We start from the raw sequence: 20,652 nt of genomic DNA, 5'->3' as shown, positions 1-20,652 counted from the left end.
GCAACGGGCCGCGTTCAGTCAACGGTGCTCAGGGCAATCGCTGCCTGACCGTGACACAGCTGGTCAAGAAGCCCGGGCGACCGTGCCGGAATACGTCACTTCGTCCTTACCTTGGCGCGTTACCTTGATGGCCATCCGGTTCGTGTCGGACATCGGGATCATCCGCACCGTGCCCGGATAGCACTCGTCGCCGGTGACCTGATCGAGGGTGAAGACCGTGCCGCTCCCGCTGCGCGCGAGCCGTCCGGAGCAGTGCAGGTCCGCTCCCCACCGCATCGCCCCGGCGTCGGAGCCTATGCGCAGCTCGACGGGGAAGACCCGGTGTGCGGTGAAGTGCTCGGCGGAGCCCGTCCACGTGCCCTCAAGCCCGGGCCCTTCAGCGCCCCGCAGCCAGAACACGAACCCGGCCACCGCCATGGCCACCCCGATCGCCGCCACGATCAGCTGCCAGGGCCGTACCCGCCTGCGGGCCGGAACCTCCGGGGCGGTGTCGCGTGTGACGGCGGGGAAACTCGTGGTGGGGTCGGGGTCCATGATCCGGCCAGGGTCGGCGCCGGGCGGCGCGGCCTCCATGACCAGCCGTATCCCGGCCGTGGCGGGGTCACCGGCGGCCGAGGCAGGCGCGGGGCGGGGGCGGCCGACGGCGGCCTGCGCGCCCGACGACAGCACGTCGCCACCCGCCTCCTGGCCCAGCAGCCGCCGCAGCACCTCCTCCGCGTCGGGCCGGTCCCCCGGCTCCCGCGCCAGGCAGGCCTCCACGATCTCCCGCAGCCGCCCGGTCAACGCCCCGAGGTCCGGCTTGCCGTACAGGATCCTGGCGAGGACCTCCTGGTAGGTCTCCGCCTTGTACGCGTGCCGCCCCGTGGCGGTGTAGACGACGGTCAGCCCCCAGGCCCACAGGTCGGCGGGCGGCCCGGCGGGCTCGCCGTTGATGCGCTCGGGCGCCAGGTACGCCGGGGTGCCGACGGGCATCACGCTGGTCGTGGCCGCGGTGTCCATGAGCCGGGCCACGCCGAAGTCGATCACTCGCGGCCCGTCGATCCCGAGCAGCACATTGCCCGGCTTGAAGTCGCGGTGCACGACGCCGGCCCGGTGGATGGCCCCGAGGGCGGTGGCGGTGCCGATGGCCAGGCGCTCCAGCGAGCCGCCCAGGCGCGGCCCCTTGGCGACGACGTGCTCCAGGAGCGAGGGGCCCTCGACGTACTCGCTGACCAGATAGGGGCGGTCGCCTTCGAGGTCGGCGTCGAGCAGCTGCGCCGTGCAGAACGCGGCCACCCTGCGGACCGCCTCCACCTCGCCCAGGAACCTGCGCCGCACGCCCGGATCGCCGGACAGGCTCGCGTGCAGCAGCTTGACCGCGACCTGTGCCCCCTGCTCGGAGTGGCCGAGGTAGACGACGCCCTGACCGCCCTGGCCGAGCCTGCGCGACAACCGGTACGACCCCAGCTGTCGCGGGTCATCGGCTCGGAGTACGGACATATTTCCCGATTATGCCGGGGTTTCGATCAACGCCGCGTACTGATCGAGGATCGGCAGGACCGCATCCGCGGGCCCGCCGGGCAGCGTGGCCACTGCCTCCTCGATGCCGAGCCCGGCGAAGTAGTCGAGCTTCTCCCTGGTCGGCAGCGTCCCGAACGGGATCACCTTGGCCATCGGCCGGCCCGCCTTCTCGCACGCCTCGCGCAACAGTGGCAACGCCGTCCTGATCCCCTTGCCGCCGATCGGCATCCAGCCCTCGGCGTACTCGGCGACCTGGGCGAACAACTTCGGCCCTGCGGCGCCGCCCACGTACACCGGTGGCCCGTCGAGGGGCTTGGGCCAGGACCAGGACGGCTCGAACCCGTCGAACGAGGCCACCTCGTCCCGCCACAACGCCTGCATGGCGAGCACGTTGCGCCTGGCCACCTCGCGGCGGCGACCGTACGGGACGCCGTGGTTCTCGATCTCCTCGACGTTCCAGCCGAAGCCGACCCCGACCACGACGCGCCCGCCCGACAGGTGGTCGAGCGTGGCGATGGCCTTGGCGGTCACGATGGGGTCGCGCTGGGCGGCGAGCAGGACGCCGGTCCCGACGCGCAGGCGCCGCGTCGCGGCGGCGGCGAAGGAGAGGGCCACGAGCGGGTCGAGCGTGCGCTTGTACTCCTCCGGCAGTTCGTCCTGGCCCGCCGCGGGAGGGGTACAGCGCGAGACCGGGATGTGGGTGTGCTCCGGCACGTAGAGCGAGTCGAAGCCGCGCTCCTCAGCCGCCCTGGCGAGGTCCTGGACCGGCATGGCCAGATCCGTGACGAACATCGTGACCCCGAGCCTCATGCGATCTCCTCCTCGTTAACCAAGCGATTGCTCGGTTAAGATTTCCAGAGTACCTTGCAGAAGACCGTCCCGCGGAAAGAGGTTCCCGGTGAAGTTTTCTATCTTCCTGAATCCGCAGATTCCCGGCTCCGGGTACGCGGCCGAGGAGAACGCCAAGGCCAGGCGGCCGATCGGGCGCGACACGGAGTCGTACCAGAAGCTGCTGCACGAGGTGCGGGAGATAGCCGTGCACGCCGACCAGATCGGCTTCGACGCGCTCATGATGACCGAGCACCACTTCCACTCGGAGGGCATGGAGTTCTCGGTCAACCCCCTGATGTTCCTCACCGACCTCGCCGCCAGGACCGAGCGGATCCTGCTCGCGCCGCTCGGCCTGGTGCTGCCCGCCTGGGACCCGATCAGGGCCGCGGAGGACGTGGCGCTGCTCGACCAGTTCTGCAAGGGACGGCTGCGGCTGGGGGTGGCGCGCGGCTACCAGAACCGGTGGATGAACGTGCTGGGCCAGCGCTGGCACGCGGCCGCCGCGCGTTCGGACGGGTCGGCGTCCGACACGCGGAACTTCGACGTCTTCGGCGAGGTGCTGAAGATCATGAAGCTGGCGTGGACACAGGAGACGCTGCGCTACAAGTCGGATGTGCTCGACTATCAGGTGCCCTATCCGTATGAGGGCATCGAGGGATGGCCGGCGCTGGAATGGACCCGGACGTTCGGCGCGCCCGGCGAGCTCTCCGAGGACGGGAAGGTGCAGGCCGTCTCCGTCTGCCCCAGGCCGTACCAGAAACCCCATCCGGAGCTGTGGCAACCGTTCACGATCTCGGACCGGTCGGTCATCAGGGCCGCCCAGGAGGACATCCTGCCGTGGATGTTCACCCCCAACCCGGACGATCACGCGGCCAAGGCCAAGCTGTACCAGGAGGAGTCGGCCAAGCAGGGCCGCCACTACAAGCTGGGCGAGCACACCGGCATCCTCAAGATCGTCGGCATCGCCGACACCACCGAGGAGGCCATCAACACCTTCGGCCGCAGCATTCCCAAGGACTTCGCCGCCTTCTTCGGCCCGTTCGGCTACCTGGAGGTGCTGCGGAAGAAGGAGGACGAGAAGCACAAGCCCATCTCCCCGGAGAAGGGCGACGCCAAGCGGATGAACGACGTGGAGATGGCGCTGTTCGGCACCCCGGACGACGTCAAGCGCGGGATCCAGCGCATGCTCGACCGCATGCCCGACCTGGAGTGGTTCGGGCTCTACATGCAGGGGCAGCAGGGCGTGCTGCCGCTGGACACGGTCAAGCGGAACCTGGAGCTGTTCGCCACCAAGGTCATCCCGGAGTTCCAATGAGGTTCTGGCTGGGGGCCTCGTTCGTCGACACCGACCAGTTCGTGGAGCTGGCACGGGCGGCCGAGCGGTGCGGGTTCGACACGCTGACCCTGTCCGACCATCTGTTCTACGCCGATTTCGCCTCTCCTTACCCGTACTCGCGGTCGGGCCGGCCGCGCTGGGACGCGCGTACGCACTGGCCGGACGTGTGGGTGACGATCGGCGCCATGGCCGCGGTCACCACCTCGCTCCGCTTCTCCCCGAACGTCTACATCGCGCCCGCCCGCGACCTGTTCACCGTGGCCAAGCAGGTGTCCACGGCGGCGGTGCTGTCGCGGGACCGCGTGACGTTCGGGGTTGGGGTGGGGTGGTGCAAGGAGGAGTTCGTCGGAACGGGTCAGGACTTCCACACCCGGGGACGGCGCCTGGACGCGATGCTCCCCGTCCTCCGCTCGCTCTGGGCCGGTGAAACGGTCGCGCTGGACGGCCTCCCCGAGCTGTCGATCTCCCCCACCCCCGCCCGGCCGATCCCCGTCCACGTGGGCGGCGACAGCGACGCCGCCCTGCGGCGCGCGGCCCGGCTGGGTGACGGGTGGATCGGGAACCGGATCTACACGGAGGAGCAGCTCGACGCCGTGCTGAACACGCTGCGGCGGCACCTTTCCGAGAACGGCAGGAGCGAGCCCTTCGACATCGTCGCGCCGCTCGCGGTGCTGCCGGACGCCGGCACGTACCGCCACTTCGCCGCCAAGGGCGTGACCGCGACCATGGCGGCGCCGTGGTGGCTGGCCACCCCCGAGGAGAAGGCCCGGTACGGCGAGGGGACGCTGGAGCTCAAGATCGCCACCATGGAACGCTTCGCCGAGGAGGTCATCGCCAAGCTCTGACGTCAGCGGGGCGGGAGGCCGAGCTCCACCGCGTGGAACCGTGGGACGAGCCGGTCGTCACGCTGGTGGGGGACGCCGTCCACAGCATGAGCCCGGGGCGGGGCTTCACCGCGGACGACTCCTCCCGTGACCACCCATTCGCGCCCTTCCGCCCCTCGACCCCGCACCACCGCCGGCTGACCCACCCTCCGGCCCTCTCCCCCGCCACCGCGCGCGTCGCACCGTCAACCCACCACACAGCGCCCCACCGTGCGCGTTGCGCCGACCTCCACCGCACACCACCCCGCCGACCCGGCGCCAGTGAGGGCGCGGCCATCACGGGCGGCCCGGGGGTGTGGTGGGGTGAGGACGGAAGAGGGGGAGATGGGCGATAGCCTCATCCTGTGCTGGAAAAGATCGCAGCCACCCGTTATGTGACCCCGTTGCGGGAGGGCGGGTCGTTGCCGGGCGTGGTCGAGGCCGACGACCTGGGCACGTACGTGGTGAAATTTCGTGAGGCGGGCCAGGGCCGGCGAGTGCTGGTCGCCGAGATCATCGCCGCCGAGCTGGGACGCCGGCTGGGGTTCAAGATCCCCGACCTCAAGCTCATCGACCTGGACCCGCAGCTCGGCATCAGGGAGCCGGACGAGGAGGTGCAGGACCTGCTCAAAGCCAGCACCGGACTCAACCTCGCAGTCGACTTCCTGCCCGGCGCGCTGGGGTTCGAGCCGTTGGCCTGGGTGGCGGACCCGGTGTTCGCGGCGAGGGTGGTGTGGTTCGACGGTCTGATCCACAACATCGACCGCAGCTGGCGCAATCCCAACCTGCTGGTCTGGCACCGCGACACGTGGCTGATCGATCACGGGGCGGCGCTCTGGTTCCACCACAACTGGAAGACGGCCGACCCCTGGCGGAAGTTCGACGCGGGTGACCACGTGCTCGCGCCGTACGCCGGTGACGTGCAGGCGGCGGGCGCCGAGCTGGCCGGTAAGATCGACCGCGAGCTGCTGGAGACCGTGACGGCGCTGGTGCCCGGCGAGTGGCTGGACGGCGAGCCGGGGTTCGACGGGCCGGAGGCGGTGCGCGAGGCGTACGTCGACCATCTGCTGCGGCGGGCGCACGGCCCGCACGAGTGGCTCGTGCGTTCCGAAGCGAAGGCTCAGAGGACCGGGCCGGGATCCGTGGGCGAGTTCTGGCGGGGAGGCGGCCGGTGACCAGGGACGTCTACGAGTACGCGGTGATCCGCGTGGTGCCCAAGGTGGAGCGCGGCGAGCTGATCAACGCCGGCGTGCTGCTCTACTGCCAGCCGCGCGGCTACCTGTGCGCCCGGGTCGAGCTCGACCCCGCCCGCCTGCGCGCCCTCGATCCGGCCGCCGACATCGACGCGGTCCGCCGCGCGCTCAGCGCGTACGAGCTGGCCTGCGGCGACAAGCCGGGACCGCTGGCCGAGGAGTCGCTCGGCGGCAGGTTCCGCTGGCTGACCGCCCCCCGCAGCACGATCGTCCAGACCGGGCCGGTGCACGCCGGTCTCACCACCGACCCGGACACCGAGCTGGCCAGGCTGTTCGACAAGCTCGTACGGGTCTAGAAGAGGACCGACATGAACGTGTCGACCTCCTGGAAGCCCACCTTGCGGTAGACGGCCCTGGCCGAGTGGTTGAAGTCGTTGACGTACAGGGTGACCACGGGGGCGAAGAGGCTCAGCGCGGCCTCCACGACGGCGGCCATGCCGGCGACGGCGTGGCCTCTCCCCCGCAGCTCCGGCGCGACCCAGACCCCCTGGATCTGGCAGGCCTGCGGCGTGACGGCCCCGATCTCCGCCTTGAACACCACCCGGCCGTCGTCGATGCGAGCGTAAGAGCGGCCGATCCTGATCAGCTCGGCCACGCGGGTGCGGTAGAGCGCGCCGCCGTCGCCGAGGTTGGGCGAGACGCCGACTTCCTCGGTGAACATGGCCACGCAGGCAGGCAGCAGGGTGTCGAACTCCTCCGGCCGCACCCGGCGCACCAGAGGATCGGCGGGCACCGGCGGCTTGCGCGAGGTGGCCATGACCGGCTGCGCCCACCGGATCGCCCGGGCCCGGCCCCAGTGCGGCTCGAGGCGCTCCCACAGCAGGGAGACGGCGTCGGCCGGGCCCACGATGGAGGAGCAGCGGCGCCCCTGTTTGCGGGCGCGGTCGGCGAACGCGTGCACGGCCTCGGGACCGGCGCTGACCGGCACCATGTTGGCACCGGCGTAACAGAGTGACACAAGTCCACCGCGCGGCCCGAACCCCCACATCTGCCCGCCCAGCCTCGCCGGATTGAGTCCGACGGCCCGCACCCGGGAGGAGACGAAGACGTTCGCGACCGGGTCGGTGTCCAGCAGGGCAAGGACCTCGTCCCGGTCGCTGTCGTCGAGCACGCGCGACGCCGATGTACGCAGCATCACATGGTCAGACTACGCGAAGGGTTACCGATTGGCTCATCGGGCGATGCCGACAGTAATCCTTTCTTGACGTCATTTCTCCCGTAGCAGCCCGAGGAGCCCGAGCGGGCCGCCCGCGTGGCGCCCGGCGGCCATGTGCTCGGACGCTTTCGGCTCGGGCAGCGCGGCGCACTCCACGTCGCGCGACGGCAGCGTGCCGTCCCTCAGGTACGCCGCGAGGCGGTCGTCCACGCACTTGTTACCGGACAGCGAGACGCCGTGGTTGCCGCCGCCCTCGATCACCATCGTCGCGTGGGGGAAGTGCCTGCGCATCTCCAGTGCCCCCTTGTACGGCGTCGCGGCGTCGTAGCGGGACTGGATCATGAGGATCGGCGGCAGCTTCGCCGACCCCTTCACCTGGACCGGCGTGCCGCCCTGGACCGGCCAGAAGGCGCAGGGGGCGTTGAACCAGGCGTTCGGCCAGGTCAGGAAGGGCGCCTGGCGATGCATCCGGGTCATGTCGGTCCGCCACGTCGCCCACTCGCGCGGCCACTTGGCGTCGGTGCACTGGACGCCCAGGTAGATGGCGTAGCCGTTCTCGTCTTCTGCGTCGTCCTTGCCGTGCTTGTCGTAGAGGGCGAGCAGCCCGTTGACGTCGCCCTGCCGCACATACGAGGACCAGGCCTGGGCGAACTGGGGCCACACCCGGTCGCTGTACCCCGCGATCGTGAAGATGTCGTCCAGTTCGCTCGGCCCCACGACCCCGCCCGCCGGGCGGACGCGCAGCCGGTCACGCATCGCGTAGTAGGCGAACGACGTCTGCTTGCTGGTGGCACCCAGCTTGTAGACCGAATTGTGCCTGGCGATCCAGTCGAGGAGCTGGCGGTGACGGTGCTCGAAGGCGCTGTTCTGCTTGAGGTTGGACTCGTACCAGACCTCCGTGGGGTCGATCGTGCTGTCCATGACGAGTCGCTTGACCCTGGTCGGGAAGAGTGTGGCGTAGACGGCCCCCAGGTAGGTGCCGTACGAGTAGCCGAGGTAGCTGATCCTCTCCTCGCCGAGCGCGGCGCGGATGGAGTCGATGTCCCTGGCGGAGCTCTCGGTAGTGAGGTACGGCAGCAGCCAGGCCCAGAGATTGCCGCACCGGTTCGCGAAGTCGGCGGCCCTCGAGAGCAGCACCCGCTCCTCGGCCTCCCCGTGCGGCACCGCGTCCGGTCTGGGCGCCTTGAAGTACGTCTCCGGGTTCACGCAGTGCACGGCCGGCTCGCTCCCGCCGACGCCGCGCGGGTCGAACCCGACGATGTCATACCGTTCGCTCACGTCCCGCGGCAGCGCCGCGGCCACGAACTCGGTCAGCGCCCGCCCGGACGCCCCCGGCCCGCCGGGGTTCACCAGGAGCGTGCCGAGGTGGTTGGCGTCCCTGGACACCTTCGCCTTGATCCGGTTGATGGCCAGCGCGATCGTCTGCCCCCAGGGCTCCCGGTGGTCGAGCGGTACGCGTACGGTGGCGCACTCGAGCTCGGCCGACGCGGCCTTCCCTGCCTCGCTCGGGCACGGTCCCCAGGCCACGGTGCCCGGCTCCCCCCTCGCACCGCTGGCCAGCGCCATCCCATCCGCGCTGACAATCCCGCCGACGAGCACCGCAACCCCGGCGACAAGCCCAACGACCCGCTTCACATGGCCCCCTTCCCCCGCGTTCACAGGCCTGCGATGCTTCCGTGCGCGACGGTGTCATGACGCTGGGTATGGGGAAATGCTTGCCATTTTGTAATGGCCTGATTGCATCGCGTAATCGCCCCACGCGGATGGGCCGTCAGGCCTCCGGGGCGCGCTGCGGACCGCGGTACGGCAAGGTCTGGCCGTAAACGATGCTGGTCGTCGTGCTGCCGAACTCGGCGAGCTCGCCGACCAGCCGTTCCAGATGGCGCATGGACGCCGCGGCGACCTTCAGCGTGTAGCAGTCGTCGCCGGTGGTCCGGAGGCACTCCAGGATCTCCGTCCGCTCGGAGAGCAGCCGGTGCAGCGGCTCGTGCCGGTTCCCCGGGTACTTGAGGCGCACGACGGCGAGCACCGCGAACCCGGCCTTCTCCAGGTCGACGTCGGCGTGGTAGCCGGTGATGACGCCCATCGACTCGAGGCGTCTCACCCGTTCGGTCGTCGCCGAGGAGCTGAGGTTCACCCGACGCCCCAGCTCGGTGAACGGGACGCGGCCGTCCCGCTGGACCTCCGCGAGGATCGCCCAGTCGGTCGCGTCAAGGTTCTCGGCCATCCGGCCAACATACCGGCAGAATCGCGGGCAAATACGGTTTATACCGGAAGGAATCTCTTAATGCTGAGGTGATCGCCTGGATAGCCTGAACCGGTGCGAATAGGCGTGAACATTCCGAACTTCGGGCCCGGCACCGACCCCGGCGTCCTACGCAGCTGGGCGCAGACGTTGGAGGGGCTGGGCTTCGACTTGCTGATGGTCTCCGACCATGTCGTGGTGACGCCCGATGTCGCCGAGCAGTATCCCGCGCCGTTCTATGAGCCGTTCACCACCCTCGCCTGGCTCGCCGGCATCACCAGCCGGGTCCGGCTCGGGACCACGGTGCTCATCGCGCCGTACCGGCATCCGCTCCTGACCGCGCGCATGGCCGCCAACCTCAACCAGCTCAGCGGCGGCCGGCTGGTCCTCGGCGTGGCCTCCGGCTGGGCCCGGCAGGAGTTCGCGGCGCTCGGCGTGCCGTTCGACCGGCGCGGGCAGCTCACCGACGACACCCTGCTGGCGCTACGGGCCGCCCGGGACGACACCGAGGACTACCGCGCCGGACCGATCCCGCTCTGGATCGGCGGCAACAGCGACACCGGCATCCGCCGGGCGGTCCGCCTCGGCGACGCCTGGCACCCGCTCAGGAACACCCTCCCCTGGCTGCGCGATGCGGTCAGCCGGATGAAGGCCATCGCCGGCGACCGCCCGGTGCCTGCCTTGGTCCCGCGCGTCATCCTGCGGATCACCGGCTCGCCGGTCACCGGTCCCGACCGCCTCGCCGGCGAGGGCACCATCGACCAGGTCGTCGAGGACCTCGAACAGCTACGGCTGCTCGGTGCCGAGACGGTCGTGCTCGACCCGTTCGACGGCGACCCTGACGAGACCCTTCACCCCGAGGCGAAATGGCAGATGCTCGCAGCCGTCGCCGCCCATTGGGACCTGCACCCGCGAATGGAGCAACCGTGACACAGGACGAGGAACGACTTCTGCGCCGCGCGATCGAACTCGCCGCCGCGGCACGGGCGGGCGGCAACCCGCCGTTCGGATCGCTGCTGGCGGGTCCGGACGGCCGCGTGCTCGCCGAGGAGCAGAACACCACGCTCACCGACGCCGACATAAGCGCGCACCCGGAGCTGAAACTGGCCCGCTGGGCGGCCCGCGAGCTCGATCCCGCCACCGCGGCCACCACGACCATGTACACGAGCTGCCAGCCCCTGCAGCATGTGCACGGGGGCGATCCAGCGGTCCGGGCTCGGCCGCGTCGTGTTCGCCCTCTCCGAGGAGCAGTTCACCGGCCTCAAACCGGGCGGCGGCTGGCCGCATGTGCCGCATGAGGGCCCGGCCCTGTACGACGAGGCGCGCGTCCCGGTCGAGGGATACTACCGGTAAGTCACCCGACGACGACCTGGGGGCCGGAGTCGTCGTCGAGGTCGACCTCGACGCCCATCTCCTCGGCCAGCCGGAGCGCCTCCTCGATCAGCGTCTCCACGATCTGCGACTCCGGCACCGTCTTGATGACCTCGCCCTTGACGAAGATCTGCCCCTTGCCGTTGCCGGACGCCACACCCAGGTCGGCTTCCCGAGCCTCGCCCGGCCCGTTCACCACGCACCCCATGACGGCCACCCGCAGCGGCACCTTGAGCCCTTCGAGCCCCGCCTGCACCTGGTCCGCGAGCGTGTACACGTCCACCTGGGCCCGCCCGCACGAGGGGCAGGAGACGATCTCCAGCCCCCGCTCCCGCAGCCCGAGCGACTCCAGGATCTGGGTGCCGACCTTGACCTCCTCCACCGGAGGCGCGGAGAGCGAGACCCGGATGGTGTCGCCGATGCCCTCAGCCAGCAGGGCGCCGAAGGCGACCGCCGACTTGATGGTGCCCTGGAAGGCCGGGCCGGCCTCGGTGACGCCCAGGTGCAGGGGGTAGTCGCACCTGGCGGCGAGCAGCCGGTACGCGTTGATCATCACGACCGGGTCGTTGTGCTTGACCGAGATCTTGATGTCGCGGAAGCCGTGCTCCTCGAAGAGCGAGCACTCCCACAGCGCCGACTCCACGAGCGCCTCGGGCGTGGCCTTGCCGTACTTCTGCAGCAGGCGCGGGTCGAGCGAGCCGGCGTTGACGCCGATCCGGATCGGCACCCCGTGGTCGGAGGCCGCCCGGGCGATTTCGCCCACCTTGTCGTCAAATTTCTTGATGTTTCCGGGGTTGACCCGGACCGCCGCGCACCCGGCCTCGATGGCCGCGAACACGTACTTGGGCTGGAAGTGGATGTCGGCGATGACCGGGATCTGCGACTTCTTGGCGATGATCGGCAGCGCGTCGGCATCGTCCTGGGACGGCACGGCCACGCGTACGATCTGGCAGCCCGACGCCGTCAGCTCCGCGATCTGCTGCAACGTGGCATTGACGTCGGCGGTCACCGTGGTCGTCATCGACTGCACGGAGACGGGCGCGTCGCCGCCCACGGGCACGCTGCCGACCATGATCTGGCGAGAGTGTCGGCGTTCGGCGAGCGGCTTGGGACGGACCGACGGTATGCCGAGAGCTACAGATGACATTTCAACCCTTACTGTGACGACGTTTTCAGTTTAGGTAGTGAGCTCCACCGCGCGGGCCCGGGCCCAGGCGTCGGCGGCGAGCACCTCTTCGACGGAGTCGGCCGGGGTCACCTGATGCTCTTCGACGACCTTGGCCACGGTGTCGACGATCGCGAGGAACGGCAGCTCACCGCGTATGAACGCGGCGAGGCACGCCTCGTTGGCCGCGTTGTAGACGGCGGGCGCGGTGCCGCCCTCGCTGCCGACGTGCCTGGCCAGCGCGACCGAGGGGAACGCGACGTCGTCGAGCGGCTCGAACGTCCACGTGTGCGCCTTGGTCCAGTCGATGGCCCGCGCCGCGCCGGGGATGCGGTGGGGGTGGCCGAGCGCCAGCGCGATCGGCAGCCGCATGTCGGGCGGGCTGGCCTGGGCCATGGTCGAGCCGTCGACGTATTCCACCATGGAGTGGATGATCGACTGCGGGTGGACCACCACCTCAATACGGTCGAAACCGAGGTCGAACAGCAGGTGCGCCTCGATCACCTCGAGCCCCTTGTTGACCAGGGTGGCGGAGTTGATCGTGATCATCGGGCCCATCGACCAGGTGGGGTGGGCCAGCGCCATCTCGGGCGTGACGTCGGCCATCTCCTCGCGCTTCATCCCCCTGAACGGCCCGCCGCTCGCGGTGATCACGAGCTGCTTGACGCTGTCGGGGTCGTAGCCGCCTGGCCCCGAGGCCCACAGGCACTGCTGCAGCGCCGAGTGCTCGGAGTCGACCGGCAGGATCTGGCCGGGCTTGGCCAGCCGCTTGACCAGCGGCCCGCCGATGATCAGGGACTCCTTGTTGGCCAGCGCGAGGGTCCTGCCGGCCTCGAGCGCGACCAGCGTGGAGGTCAGCCCGAGCGCGCCGGTGATGCCGTTGAGCACCGTGTCGCACGGCCACGCCGCCACCTCCGCGACCCCTTCTGGCCCGCCGAGCACCGTGGGCCGCACGCCGTGCGCGGCCAGCGCGTCCTGCAGCGCGGGCACGGCAGCCGCGTCGGCCACCGCCACCGCCTCGACGCCGAACTCGGCCGCCTGCCTGGCCAGCAACTCGACCTTGCCGCCCCCCGCCGCGAGCCCGGCGACCCGGAAGCCGCCCGGGTTGGCGGCCACGACATCGAGGGCCTGAGTGCCTATGGAGCCGGTGGAGCCGAGGACGACGACGGTGCGGAGGGTCTCTTCGTGCACCTGTCCATTGTCCCCGCTGCGGGACGTACTCAGGCACGCGGCACCGACCGTGCCAAAATTCCGTCACTTATGTGACCCGAGATAACGCAGTTGATTAGTGCCTGAATGCCGCTATATCGGAATGCGCAAATCTTGAGAAATCTGGATATTGCTACGGCTACCTTCCGTACCCCAGGTCCGGTTTTCGGGAGGTATGTAATGCACCGCAGAGTCGTTCTGCTTTCGATCCTCACCCTCACCGCGGGCGGCGCCGCCCTGCTCCCGGCGAGCACGGCACAGGCCGGCGTCCAACTGCGGCCGAAGCCCGCCCAGCACGCCGCGGCGGACTCGGCCTCCGAACAGCGGCAGGTCCTGACGTACTGGACCGAGCAGCGGATGGAGGCGGCCCAGCCACTGGACGCGCCGAGCCCCAAGAAGGGGGCGAAGCTGACCATGGACGAGGCCTCCGAGGGCACCCCGTGGACGGCGCCGCCCACCGGCGCGACCCGCGGCGGCGTGGAGTTGCAGGCGGCCAGATCGTCCGGCCAGCCGTGGACCGGCGGCGGCACGGCCGTGAAGACCACCGGCCGGGTCTTCTTCACCACACAGGGCCGGAACGCCTCGTGCTCCGGCTCGGCGGTGACCAGCGCGAACAAGAGCGTCGTGCTGACCGCCGGCCACTGCGTGAAGCTGAATGGCACGTTCCACACGAACTGGGTCTTCGTGCCCGCCTACAACAACGGTCAGCGGCCGTTCGGCACCTGGGCGGCCACGAAGCTGCTGACCACGCCGCAGTGGAACGCCAACGAGGACATCAACTTCGACGTCGCCGCCGCGGTGGTCGCGCCGCTGGAGGGCAAGACGCTGGTGGACGTCGTGGGCGGCCAGGGCGTCGCGTTCAACCAGCAGAGACGGCAGCAGATGTACGCGTTCGGCTACCCGGCGGCGGCGCCGTACGACGGCTCGAAGCTGATCTACTGCAGCGGCCGGGCCTTCGACGACTTCCTCATGAGCAATGACCATGGCCTGACCTGCAACATGACCGGCGGTTCGAGCGGCGGCCCCTGGATGCTGAATTTCAACGAGTCGACCGGGCTCGGCACCCAGAATTCGGTCAACAGCTTCAAATACAACTTCGCCCCCAACTGGATGTTCGGCCCATATTTCGGGAACGAGGCCCAGGCCGTCTACCAATCGGCACAAAACACCAACACACTCTGAGTGATTTACCGAAAGTAGTCACAAGAACACACCTCGTGGTGCAGACTCCGGGGGCATGACCTTGAGCACCCCCCTGCTTGCGGCCGCTCCGCTCCTGGCGGGACTGATCGGCCCCGCCCTCCTCGGCGGGGCCCCCGGCCGGCAGCAGGCCGACCAACCCGCCCCCAGGGCAGTGCGTACCGAGATAGTCGAGCACGTGGCCGCCCGCACCGCCGACGACCAGCGGCGCGTGCTCGACTACTGGACGCCGGAGCGCATGGCCAAGGCACTCCCGATCAGCCTGCTGGACATCGTGACGGACGGCGCGGGCCTGCTGAGCGGCCTGACGGGCCGCACGGGCGTACGCGCCGCCCCGGACCTGTCTGGCGGCCGCGTGTCCCCCCATGTGTCACGCGACGCCTTGAACCTGGGCCCCTCCAGCCCCGGAACGCGGCGCCACCAGGCGGCCACGCGACCGCAGACCAACACGGTCGGCTCGCGCTGGATCACCGGCGGCGCCGTGGCCAGGACCACGGGCCGCGTCTTCATGACGGTGTCCGGGGCCGACTTCGTCTGCTCGGCGAGCACGGTCAGGAGCGCCAACAGGGATGTCGTGATCACCGCCGGCCACTGCGTCAAGGACGGCGCGGGCGAGTGGGCGGCGAACTGGACGTTCGTCCCCGGGTACGGCACGTCCGGCCTGCGGCCGTACGGGCAGTACGCGGCGCGCCGCATGTTCGTCGCCGGACCGTGGTCACGCAGCGGCGACGACAACTACGACGTGGGCATGGTCGCGCTGGCCACGTCGGGCGGCAGGCACGTGGCCGACGTGGTGGGCACGCAGGAGATCGCCTTCAACACCGCACGCGGAGGCCAGGCGTTCGGCTTCGGCTACCCCGCCGACCCGCCGTACGACGGCAGCCACCTGGTCTACTGCGCGGGACGGCTGAAGGAGGACCCGTACGGGCAGAGCCGCGACCAGGGCCTGGCCTGCGACATGACGGCGGGCTCGAGCGGCGGGCCGTGGATGACCACGTTCGACCCGGCCTCGGGCAGGGGCACGATCACGTCGCTGAGCAGCTTCAAGTACAGCGACGACCACCGCACCATGTACGGCCCGTACTTCGGCGACACCGTCAAGGCCCTCTTCAACACGGTGGAACACGCATAGCCCGGGCGGCGGGGACGGTAAGCCCGGTCAGAGCGTCAGACCGGTCAGAACCATGACCTTCTCGTAGGTGAGGTCCTCCATCGCCGAGTGCAGCCCCTCGCGCCCGATCCCGGAGTCCTTGACCCCGCCGTAAGGCATCTGGTCCGCCCGGTAAGAGGGCACGTCGCCGATGATGACGCCGCCAACCTCCAGCTCCCGGTTCGCGCGGAAGGCGGCGTCCAGCGAGCGGGTGAACACCCCGGCCTGGAGCCCGTACTTCGAGTCGTTGACCATCGCGTACGCCTCGTCGATCGAGGCGGCGGGCTGGAGGATCATGACGGGCCCGAAGACCTCCTCGCAGGCCACCTTGGCGTCGTGCGGGACGTCGGCCAGCACGGTCGGGGCGATCGTCGCGCCCTCGCGGGTGCCGCCCGCCAGCACGCGGGCGCCCGCGGCGACCGCCTCCTTGACCCACTGCTCCACCCGCTCCGCCGCGGCTTCCGAGACCAGCGGGCCCACCTGCGTCTTCTCGTCCGCCGGGTCGCCGGCGACGAGGCCGGAGACGGCCGGGAGGAGGCGTTCGACGAAGGCGTCGTAGACGGGCTGCTCGACGATCACCCGCTGCACGGCGATGCAGCTCTGGCCGGCCTGGTAGTTGGAGTAGAGGGCGATGCGCTGGGCCGCCCAGTCGAGGTCGGCGTCGGCCAGCACGACGGCCGCCGCGTTGCCGCCCAGCTCCAGCGTCACGTGCTTGCGCGGCACCTGGTCGGCGATGGCGTAGCCGACGGGCGCGGAGCCCGTGAACGACACCACGGGAAGACGAGGGTCCTGGACCAGTGCCGAGGCGCGCTCGTTCTCGATCGGCAGGACCGAGAACATCCCCTCGGGCAGGTCGGTCTCCGCCAGGATCTCGCCGAGCAGGAGCGAGGAGAGCGGCGTGGCGGGGGCGGGCTTGACGATGACGGGGGCGCCGACGGCGATGGCGGGGGCGACCTTGTGGGCGACCAGGTTCAGGGGGAAGTTGAACGGGGTGATCGCCAGCACGGGCCCGTGCGGGACGCGGGAGACGTACGCCAGCCGCCCGGCCGCGGCGGGCTCGGTGTCGAGCCGCTGCACCCCGCCCGACCAGCGCCGGGCCTCCTCCGCGGCGAAGCGGAACGTGGCGACGGCGCGGCCGACCTCGCCGCGCGCCCAGAGGATCGGCTTGCCGTTCTCGGCCGTGATGAGATGGGCGATCTCGTCGGCCCGCTCCGCGAGGCGGCGCGACACGTGGGCCAGCGCCTCGGCCCGCACGTGCACGGGCAGCGCGGCGGCCTCACGGGCCACCGCGTGGGCGGCCGCGACGGCCTGCTCGACCTGGGCGTCGGTCGGCACCGAGTGCCGCCCGACCACGCGGCCGTCATGGGGGTTGGTCACAGTGAGCTCGGAGTCCCCGGTCGCGGCGCGGCCGGCCAGCCAGAAGGTACGCACGTCCATACACCTGACGTTATGCCAAGCCGGCCATGGGGGATTTACACCACGGTGCACAAGACTCCCATGAGGGCTCACCGTTAAGTACAAGCCCCGTGGTATACCCATGATGTAACAGAAGTAGACCCAATTCGGGATGTTTACCATGCGGAGTGGTTTGAGCGATCTCCGCCATGGCTAAGTCATCGTGTGCGGGTCTCCAGCGCGGCGGGCCCCCGACCAGAAAGGCGTGGGCCCCGTGACCGAACAACGTGAGGTCACAAGGACGCTTAGTTCCTTGGGCACGAGGGAGGTCTCATGACCTCGGCGCCACTGGGCCTGCAAGGCGCCTACCTCCTGGGTGAGCGCGCCAGCCACGACGAACTTCGCTCGCGCCTCCTCGACGTGGCGGTGAACCTCCTTGAGACCGACGGCCCCGACAGCCTGACCATGCGCAGGATCGCCGCGGAGGCGGGCTGCACGACGACCGTCATCTACACGATGTTCGGCAACAGGGAGGGGCTGGCGGAGGCGCTCTATCTGGAGGGGTTCGAGCGCTTCCGCCGTTTCCTGGAGGCGGTGCCGGCGCGGCGCAACCCGTTCGAGCACCTGACCGCGCTCGGGCCCGCGTACCGGGAGGCGTGCCTGGCCGAGCCCGGTTACTACAGCCTGATGTTCGAACGGGCGATCCCCGGCTTCGAGCCGAGCGAACGCGCCAGGACCCTGGCCCGCGCGGCCCTGAACATCCTCGACCGCGTGATCGCCGACTGCATCTCGGCCGGATACCTGATCCCGACCCAGCCCCGCAAGATCGCGGACGCGCTGTGGGCGGCGGCCCAGGGAGCGATCAGTTTGGAACGCGCCGGTCACCTGCGCGACGGGAGCACGTACGAGGCGGTCACGACAGCGACCATCTGCTGCTACCTGGTGGAGAAGCAGGAGTGAGGCTCCTGTCCCCTGTAAGCTCCAGCACACGGACAAGGGGGGACATCGTGAATCGTCGTCGTGCTTACGCCGTGGCGCTCGCCGCATCGGCGCTGGTCGCCGGCATGGGCTCAGCACGGCCGACGCCGACCCCGACCCCCACGCCCACGCCCTCCCCAAGTGCGACGCAGAGCGACGGCACGCTGCAGATCCTCACCTACCGCGGCTACGCCGAGTACGGCGGCATCAGCCCCAAGGCCAACTGGGTGGGCACGTTCGAGAAGGAGACCGGCTGCCGGATCGCCAAGCTCGACACCGTGCAGACCGCCCAGGACATGGAAACGGCCGCCGCGCGGCCCTACGACGTGATCTCCGCCGGCCCCGTCCTCGCCGCCGACCTGATCGAGCGCAAGCAGGTGCAGCCCATCGACCCGGCCAAGGTGACCGGGTACGACGACATCGATGAGCGCTTCCGTGACATGTCCACCGTGTCGGGCAAGGTGTACGGGGTGCCGTACCTGTGGGGCTATCACGAGTTCATCTACGACTCGGCCAGGGCCAGGGGCGACATCGAGCAGGCGTTCGCGTCTGACCGGGTCGCGCTCAGGGACACCCCGCTCACGATCGCCGATGCCGCGCTGGCCGACGGGTCGGTGAAGGAGCCGTTCGAGCTGACCAAGGACCAGCTCGATCGGGCGATGGCCCTGCTCGAGGGGAACAAGGGCCGCACTTATTGGAAGAACCCGCTCGACCTGGTCCAGGGGTTCGCCACCGGCACGCTCGACTACGCCCAGGCCACCCCGTACTACCGCCTGCTCCTGCAGAAGGCCGGAATGCCGGTCAAGACCCTTAAGACGGACAAGACCACTGGATGGGTGGATTCCTGGATGCTCGGCGCGAGCGTCTCCGACACCACGTGCGCCTACCGGTGGCTCAACTGGGTGACCGAGCCGGACGCGCAGCGTGACGCCGCCGCCTGGGTGGGTCTGGCGCCGGCCAACGCCAAGGCGTGCAAGGGGCGGGCCAAGCTGATGTGCGAGACGTACGGGCGGGGCAAGGAGCTGGACCGCGTGGCCTTCGCCGTACGGCCGCCCGGGGGTTGCCGGGCGGATGACGGGGAATGCACTGAATACCTGGCCTGGACCGACAGATGGCAGAAGCTCGCCAAATGACGGTGACGCGGGCGCGCCCGCTTCCCCCCGCAGGGCGCGGCCTGTAGGGGCGCCCCGGGCCTTCCCCCTCGTCCCGGGGCGTCTCGTTTCGCAGTGGTCAGCGGGACGGGAACGCCACGACGGTGGCCGTAGGAGCCGGCACGAGCGCCTCGGCGCAGTCGCCGCAGGCCAGAACCGCCGAGTTGTCGGGCAGCACGCCCACGCGCACGCGCGGGCGCGGCCATCTCTTATGGCAGACGACGCAGGCGTCGCCGTCGCGCTGGGCCAAGGTGAGGCCTTCAGGGTCGAACGTCAACATACTCCGCGCCGTTCTGGTCGGACTCCAGTTCATCACGCTCCCTGCGGCCGTCGCCCATCCGCATGTCGGAACCGTTATAACCCTGACCGAGGCCGTGAGCGTCCAGCTGAGCGTCAAGTCAGGGTGAATTCTCTACCCGACTGACGCCACTTACACCACAAAATCGGGCATCCAGCCGCAAGCCGGATGCCCGATTGGTGGGGGTTTCCTCTAGAGTTCGGCGATCGCCTTCTCCAGGATGCCGAGGCCCTCCTCGAGCAGGTGCTCGGGCATGACCAGCGGGGGCAGGAAGCGCAGCACGTTGCCGTACGTGCCCGCCGTCAGCACCAGCAGGCCCTCGGCGTGGCAGCGCTTGACGACCTCCTGCACGGCGGCGGGGTTCGGCTCCTTGGTGCCCGGCTCGACCAGCTCGATCGCGATCATCGCGCCCCGCCCGCGGACGTCGCCGATCACGTCGAAGCGCTCCTGGAGCGCCTTGAGCCGGGGCAGCATGATCTCGCCGATGCGGCGGGACTTCGAGACGAGGTCCTCCTCCTCGATGGTCTCGAGCACGCCGAGCGCGGCCTCGCAGGCCAGGGGGTTGCCGCCGTACGTGCCGCCGAGGCCGCCGGCGTGCACCTTGTCCATGATCTCCGCGCGCCCGGTCACGGCGGCCAGCGGCAGGCCGCCCGCGATGCCCTTGGCGGTGGTGATGATGTCGGGTACGACGCCCTCGTCCTCGCAGGCGAACAGGTCGCCCGTCCTGGCGAAGCCGGTCTGCACCTCGTCGGCCACGAACACGATGCCGTTGGCCTTGCAGAACTCCGCGATCCGCGGCAGGAAGCCCCTGGCAGGCACGATGAACCCGCCCTCGCCCGCGATCGGCTCGATCACCACGGCGGCCACGTTGCCCGCGCCGATCTGCTTGTTGATCAGATCGATGGCCTGCTCCGCGGCCTCCTCTGCGCAGTTCTCCGGCCCGGTCGGCCAGCGGTACGGGTACGCCAGCGGCACCCGGTACACCTCTGGCGCGAAGGGACCGAAACCATGCTTGTACGGCATGTTCTTGGCCGTCAGTGTCATCGTGAGCAGCGTGCGGCCGTGGTAGCCGTGGTCGAACACGACGACGCCCTGTCTGCCGGTGGCGTGCCTGGCGATCTTGACGGCGTTCTCCACGGCCTCGGCGCCCGAGTTCACCAGGAACGTGCGCTTCTCGTGGTCGCCCGGGGTCAGCTCGTTCAGCTTCTCGCAGACCCGGACGTACGACTCGTACGGGGTGACCATGAAACACGTGTGGGTGAAGTCGGCGACCTGCTTCTGCACACGTTCGACGACCTTGGGGGCGGCGTTGCCGACGTTCGTCACAGCGATGCCGGAGCCGAAGTCGATCAGCGAGTTCCCGTCGGCGTCCTGCACCACGCCGCCGCCGGCGCGGGTGACGAAGACCGGCAGCGTGGTTCCGATGCCGGGAGGGACGGCGGCCTGCTTGCGGGCCAGCAACTCCTGCGACTTGGGGCCTGGGATCGCGGTCACGACGCGCCGCTCCTGGGGAATGCTCATGTCTCGACGCTACGGCGGGCTCCCACCTGC

20 protein-coding genes are annotated in these 20,652 nt (G+C 70.0%); 10 read left to right on the top strand and 10 right to left on the bottom strand.

The window, feature by feature from the left end:
• Positions 1–63: 63 nt before the first annotated feature.
• Both ACIBVN_RS54660 and ACIBVN_RS54655 read right to left on the bottom strand, forming a co-directional pair.
• Entirely contained in the window at positions 64–1,479 is a 1,416-nt protein-coding gene (locus ACIBVN_RS54660) for a serine/threonine protein kinase (RefSeq protein ID WP_397149825.1), read from the bottom strand.
• A 9-nt stretch (positions 1,480–1,488) separates the two neighbouring features.
• Complete coding sequence (locus ACIBVN_RS54655; protein WP_397149823.1) at positions 1,489–2,310, bottom strand: TIGR03619 family F420-dependent LLM class oxidoreductase; 822 nt, start codon at positions 2,308–2,310, stop codon at positions 1,489–1,491.
• Positions 2,311–2,398: 88 nt separating this feature from the next.
• Here ACIBVN_RS54655 and ACIBVN_RS54650 point away from each other — a divergent pair, with 88 nt between their 5' ends.
• The 4 genes from ACIBVN_RS54650 to ACIBVN_RS54635 all read left to right on the top strand — a co-directional run bounded on the left by ACIBVN_RS54650 (position 2,399) and on the right by ACIBVN_RS54635 (position 6,079).
• A complete protein-coding gene (locus tag ACIBVN_RS54650; RefSeq protein WP_397149821.1) occupies positions 2,399–3,646 on the top strand; it encodes an LLM class flavin-dependent oxidoreductase in 1,248 nt (415 codons plus the stop codon).
• Positions 3,643–4,512, top strand: a complete 870-nt coding sequence (locus tag ACIBVN_RS54645) for a TIGR03619 family F420-dependent LLM class oxidoreductase (protein WP_397149819.1) — start codon at positions 3,643–3,645, stop codon at positions 4,510–4,512. The genes ACIBVN_RS54650 and ACIBVN_RS54645 overlap by 4 nt, the downstream gene beginning before the upstream one ends.
• Positions 4,513–4,895: 383 nt before the next feature.
• Positions 4,896–5,705 carry a HipA family kinase gene (locus tag ACIBVN_RS54640; protein ID WP_397149817.1) on the top strand — a complete coding sequence of 270 codons (810 nt, stop codon included), beginning with the start codon at positions 4,896–4,898 and terminating at the stop codon, positions 5,703–5,705.
• A complete protein-coding gene (locus tag ACIBVN_RS54635; protein ID WP_397149815.1) occupies positions 5,702–6,079 on the top strand; it encodes a DUF3037 domain-containing protein in 378 nt (125 codons plus the stop codon). The genes ACIBVN_RS54640 and ACIBVN_RS54635 overlap by 4 nt, the downstream gene beginning before the upstream one ends.
• Here ACIBVN_RS54635 and ACIBVN_RS54630 read toward each other — a convergent pair.
• The 3 genes from ACIBVN_RS54630 to ACIBVN_RS54620 form a co-directional block, all read right to left on the bottom strand.
• Positions 6,076–6,918, bottom strand: a complete 843-nt coding sequence (locus tag ACIBVN_RS54630) for a GNAT family N-acetyltransferase (protein ID WP_397149839.1) — start codon at positions 6,916–6,918, stop codon at positions 6,076–6,078. The two genes, ACIBVN_RS54635 and ACIBVN_RS54630, sit on opposite strands and share 4 nt — an antisense overlap.
• Positions 6,919–6,990: 72 nt before the next feature.
• The gene (locus ACIBVN_RS54625) at positions 6,991–8,574 is read right to left on the bottom strand and encodes an alpha/beta hydrolase (RefSeq protein WP_397149813.1); all 1,584 of its coding nucleotides are present in this window, start codon (positions 8,572–8,574) and stop codon (positions 6,991–6,993) included.
• A 136-nt stretch (positions 8,575–8,710) separates the two neighbouring features.
• Positions 8,711–9,166, bottom strand: a complete 456-nt coding sequence (locus tag ACIBVN_RS54620) for an Lrp/AsnC family transcriptional regulator (RefSeq protein WP_397149811.1) — start codon at positions 9,164–9,166, stop codon at positions 8,711–8,713.
• Between the two features lie 93 nt (positions 9,167–9,259).
• Here ACIBVN_RS54620 and ACIBVN_RS54615 point away from each other — a divergent pair, with 93 nt between their 5' ends.
• Together ACIBVN_RS54615 and ACIBVN_RS54610 are read left to right on the top strand one after the other, a co-directional pair.
• Entirely contained in the window at positions 9,260–10,114 is an 855-nt protein-coding gene (locus tag ACIBVN_RS54615) for an LLM class flavin-dependent oxidoreductase (RefSeq protein ID WP_397149809.1), read from the top strand.
• The gene (locus ACIBVN_RS54610; protein WP_397149807.1) at positions 10,111–10,482 is read left to right on the top strand and encodes a hypothetical protein; all 372 of its coding nucleotides are present in this window, start codon (positions 10,111–10,113) and stop codon (positions 10,480–10,482) included. Before ACIBVN_RS54615 ends, ACIBVN_RS54610 begins: the two co-directional genes overlap by 4 nt.
• Before the next feature lie 56 nt (positions 10,483–10,538).
• On the opposite strand, the gene ispG is transcribed toward ACIBVN_RS54610, so the two are convergent.
• Together ispG and dxr are read right to left on the bottom strand one after the other, a co-directional pair.
• The gene (gene ispG / locus ACIBVN_RS54605) at positions 10,539–11,702 is read right to left on the bottom strand and encodes a flavodoxin-dependent (E)-4-hydroxy-3-methylbut-2-enyl-diphosphate synthase (protein ID WP_397149805.1); all 1,164 of its coding nucleotides are present in this window, start codon (positions 11,700–11,702) and stop codon (positions 10,539–10,541) included.
• Positions 11,703–11,732: 30 nt separating this feature from the next.
• On the bottom strand, positions 11,733–12,911 hold the full coding sequence (gene dxr / locus ACIBVN_RS54600) for a 1-deoxy-D-xylulose-5-phosphate reductoisomerase (RefSeq protein ID WP_397149803.1): 1,179 nt from the start codon (positions 12,909–12,911) through the stop codon (positions 11,733–11,735).
• Positions 12,912–13,109: 198 nt separating this feature from the next.
• Between dxr and ACIBVN_RS54595 the strand changes: the two genes are divergently transcribed.
• Both ACIBVN_RS54595 and ACIBVN_RS54590 read left to right on the top strand, forming a co-directional pair.
• Positions 13,110–14,111, top strand: coding sequence for a trypsin-like serine peptidase (locus ACIBVN_RS54595; RefSeq protein WP_397149801.1), 1,002 nt, complete (start codon positions 13,110–13,112; stop codon positions 14,109–14,111).
• 55 nt (positions 14,112–14,166) lie between these two features.
• Positions 14,167–15,261 (top strand): trypsin-like serine peptidase, encoded by a 1,095-nt coding sequence (locus ACIBVN_RS54590; protein ID WP_397149799.1) that lies wholly within the window; start codon positions 14,167–14,169, stop codon positions 15,259–15,261.
• Positions 15,262–15,288: 27 nt separating this feature from the next.
• Here the strand turns inward: ACIBVN_RS54590 and ACIBVN_RS54585 are convergent, their stop codons facing one another.
• Positions 15,289–16,716: an aldehyde dehydrogenase family protein gene (locus ACIBVN_RS54585; RefSeq protein ID WP_397149797.1), complete on the bottom strand. Its 1,428-nt coding sequence runs from the start codon at positions 16,714–16,716 to the stop codon at positions 15,289–15,291.
• Between the two features lie 291 nt (positions 16,717–17,007).
• On the opposite strand from ACIBVN_RS54585, the gene ACIBVN_RS54580 reads away from it, so the two are divergent.
• Positions 17,008–17,634, top strand: a complete 627-nt coding sequence (locus tag ACIBVN_RS54580; RefSeq protein ID WP_397149795.1) for a TetR/AcrR family transcriptional regulator — start codon at positions 17,008–17,010, stop codon at positions 17,632–17,634.
• Between the two features lie 47 nt (positions 17,635–17,681).
• The gene (locus ACIBVN_RS54575; RefSeq protein WP_397149793.1) at positions 17,682–18,785 is read left to right on the top strand and encodes an extracellular solute-binding protein; all 1,104 of its coding nucleotides are present in this window, start codon (positions 17,682–17,684) and stop codon (positions 18,783–18,785) included.
• Positions 18,786–18,882: 97 nt separating this feature from the next.
• On the opposite strand, the gene ACIBVN_RS54570 is transcribed toward ACIBVN_RS54575, so the two are convergent.
• Both ACIBVN_RS54570 and gabT read right to left on the bottom strand, forming a co-directional pair.
• Positions 18,883–19,083, bottom strand: coding sequence for a hypothetical protein (locus ACIBVN_RS54570; RefSeq protein ID WP_397149791.1), 201 nt, complete (start codon positions 19,081–19,083; stop codon positions 18,883–18,885).
• A gap of 210 nt (positions 19,084–19,293) precedes the next feature.
• On the bottom strand, positions 19,294–20,622 hold the full coding sequence (gabT, locus tag ACIBVN_RS54565; RefSeq protein WP_397149789.1) for a 4-aminobutyrate--2-oxoglutarate transaminase: 1,329 nt from the start codon (positions 20,620–20,622) through the stop codon (positions 19,294–19,296).
• Positions 20,623–20,652 lie beyond the last annotated feature (30 nt).

It is taken from the genome of Nonomuraea sp. NPDC049400 (assembly GCF_044466425.1).
Lineage (GTDB): Bacteria > Actinomycetota > Actinomycetes > Streptosporangiales > Streptosporangiaceae > Nonomuraea.
Note: the sequence above shows the minus strand (reverse complement) of the source record. Positions and strands in the feature narration are given on the sequence as shown.

What these genes read in the sequence shown, in the direction of transcription:
- ACIBVN_RS54660 (WP_397149825.1), bottom strand. Translation starts at nt 1,479, where the DNA reads ATGTCCGTACTCCGAGCCGATGACCCGCGACAGCTGGGGTCGTACCGG.
- ACIBVN_RS54655 (WP_397149823.1), bottom strand. Translation starts at nt 2,310, where the DNA reads ATGAGGCTCGGGGTCACGATGTTCGTCACGGATCTGGCCATGCCGGTC.
- ACIBVN_RS54645 (WP_397149819.1), top strand. Translation starts at nt 3,643, where the DNA reads ATGAGGTTCTGGCTGGGGGCCTCGTTCGTCGACACCGACCAGTTCGTG.
- ACIBVN_RS54630 (WP_397149839.1), bottom strand. Translation starts at nt 6,918, where the DNA reads ATGCTGCGTACATCGGCGTCGCGCGTGCTCGACGACAGCGACCGGGAC.
- ACIBVN_RS54620 (WP_397149811.1), bottom strand. Translation starts at nt 9,166, where the DNA reads ATGGCCGAGAACCTTGACGCGACCGACTGGGCGATCCTCGCGGAGGTC.
- ispG (WP_397149805.1), bottom strand. Translation starts at nt 11,702, where the DNA reads ATGTCATCTGTAGCTCTCGGCATACCGTCGGTCCGTCCCAAGCCGCTC.
- ACIBVN_RS54595 (WP_397149801.1), top strand. Translation starts at nt 13,110, where the DNA reads ATGCACCGCAGAGTCGTTCTGCTTTCGATCCTCACCCTCACCGCGGGC.
- ACIBVN_RS54590 (WP_397149799.1), top strand. Translation starts at nt 14,167, where the DNA reads ATGACCTTGAGCACCCCCCTGCTTGCGGCCGCTCCGCTCCTGGCGGGA.
- ACIBVN_RS54585 (WP_397149797.1), bottom strand. Translation starts at nt 16,716, where the DNA reads ATGGACGTGCGTACCTTCTGGCTGGCCGGCCGCGCCGCGACCGGGGAC.
- ACIBVN_RS54580 (WP_397149795.1), top strand. Translation starts at nt 17,008, where the DNA reads ATGACCTCGGCGCCACTGGGCCTGCAAGGCGCCTACCTCCTGGGTGAG.
- ACIBVN_RS54570 (WP_397149791.1), bottom strand. Translation starts at nt 19,083, where the DNA reads ATGTTGACGTTCGACCCTGAAGGCCTCACCTTGGCCCAGCGCGACGGC.
- gabT (WP_397149789.1), bottom strand. Translation starts at nt 20,622, where the DNA reads ATGAGCATTCCCCAGGAGCGGCGCGTCGTGACCGCGATCCCAGGCCCC.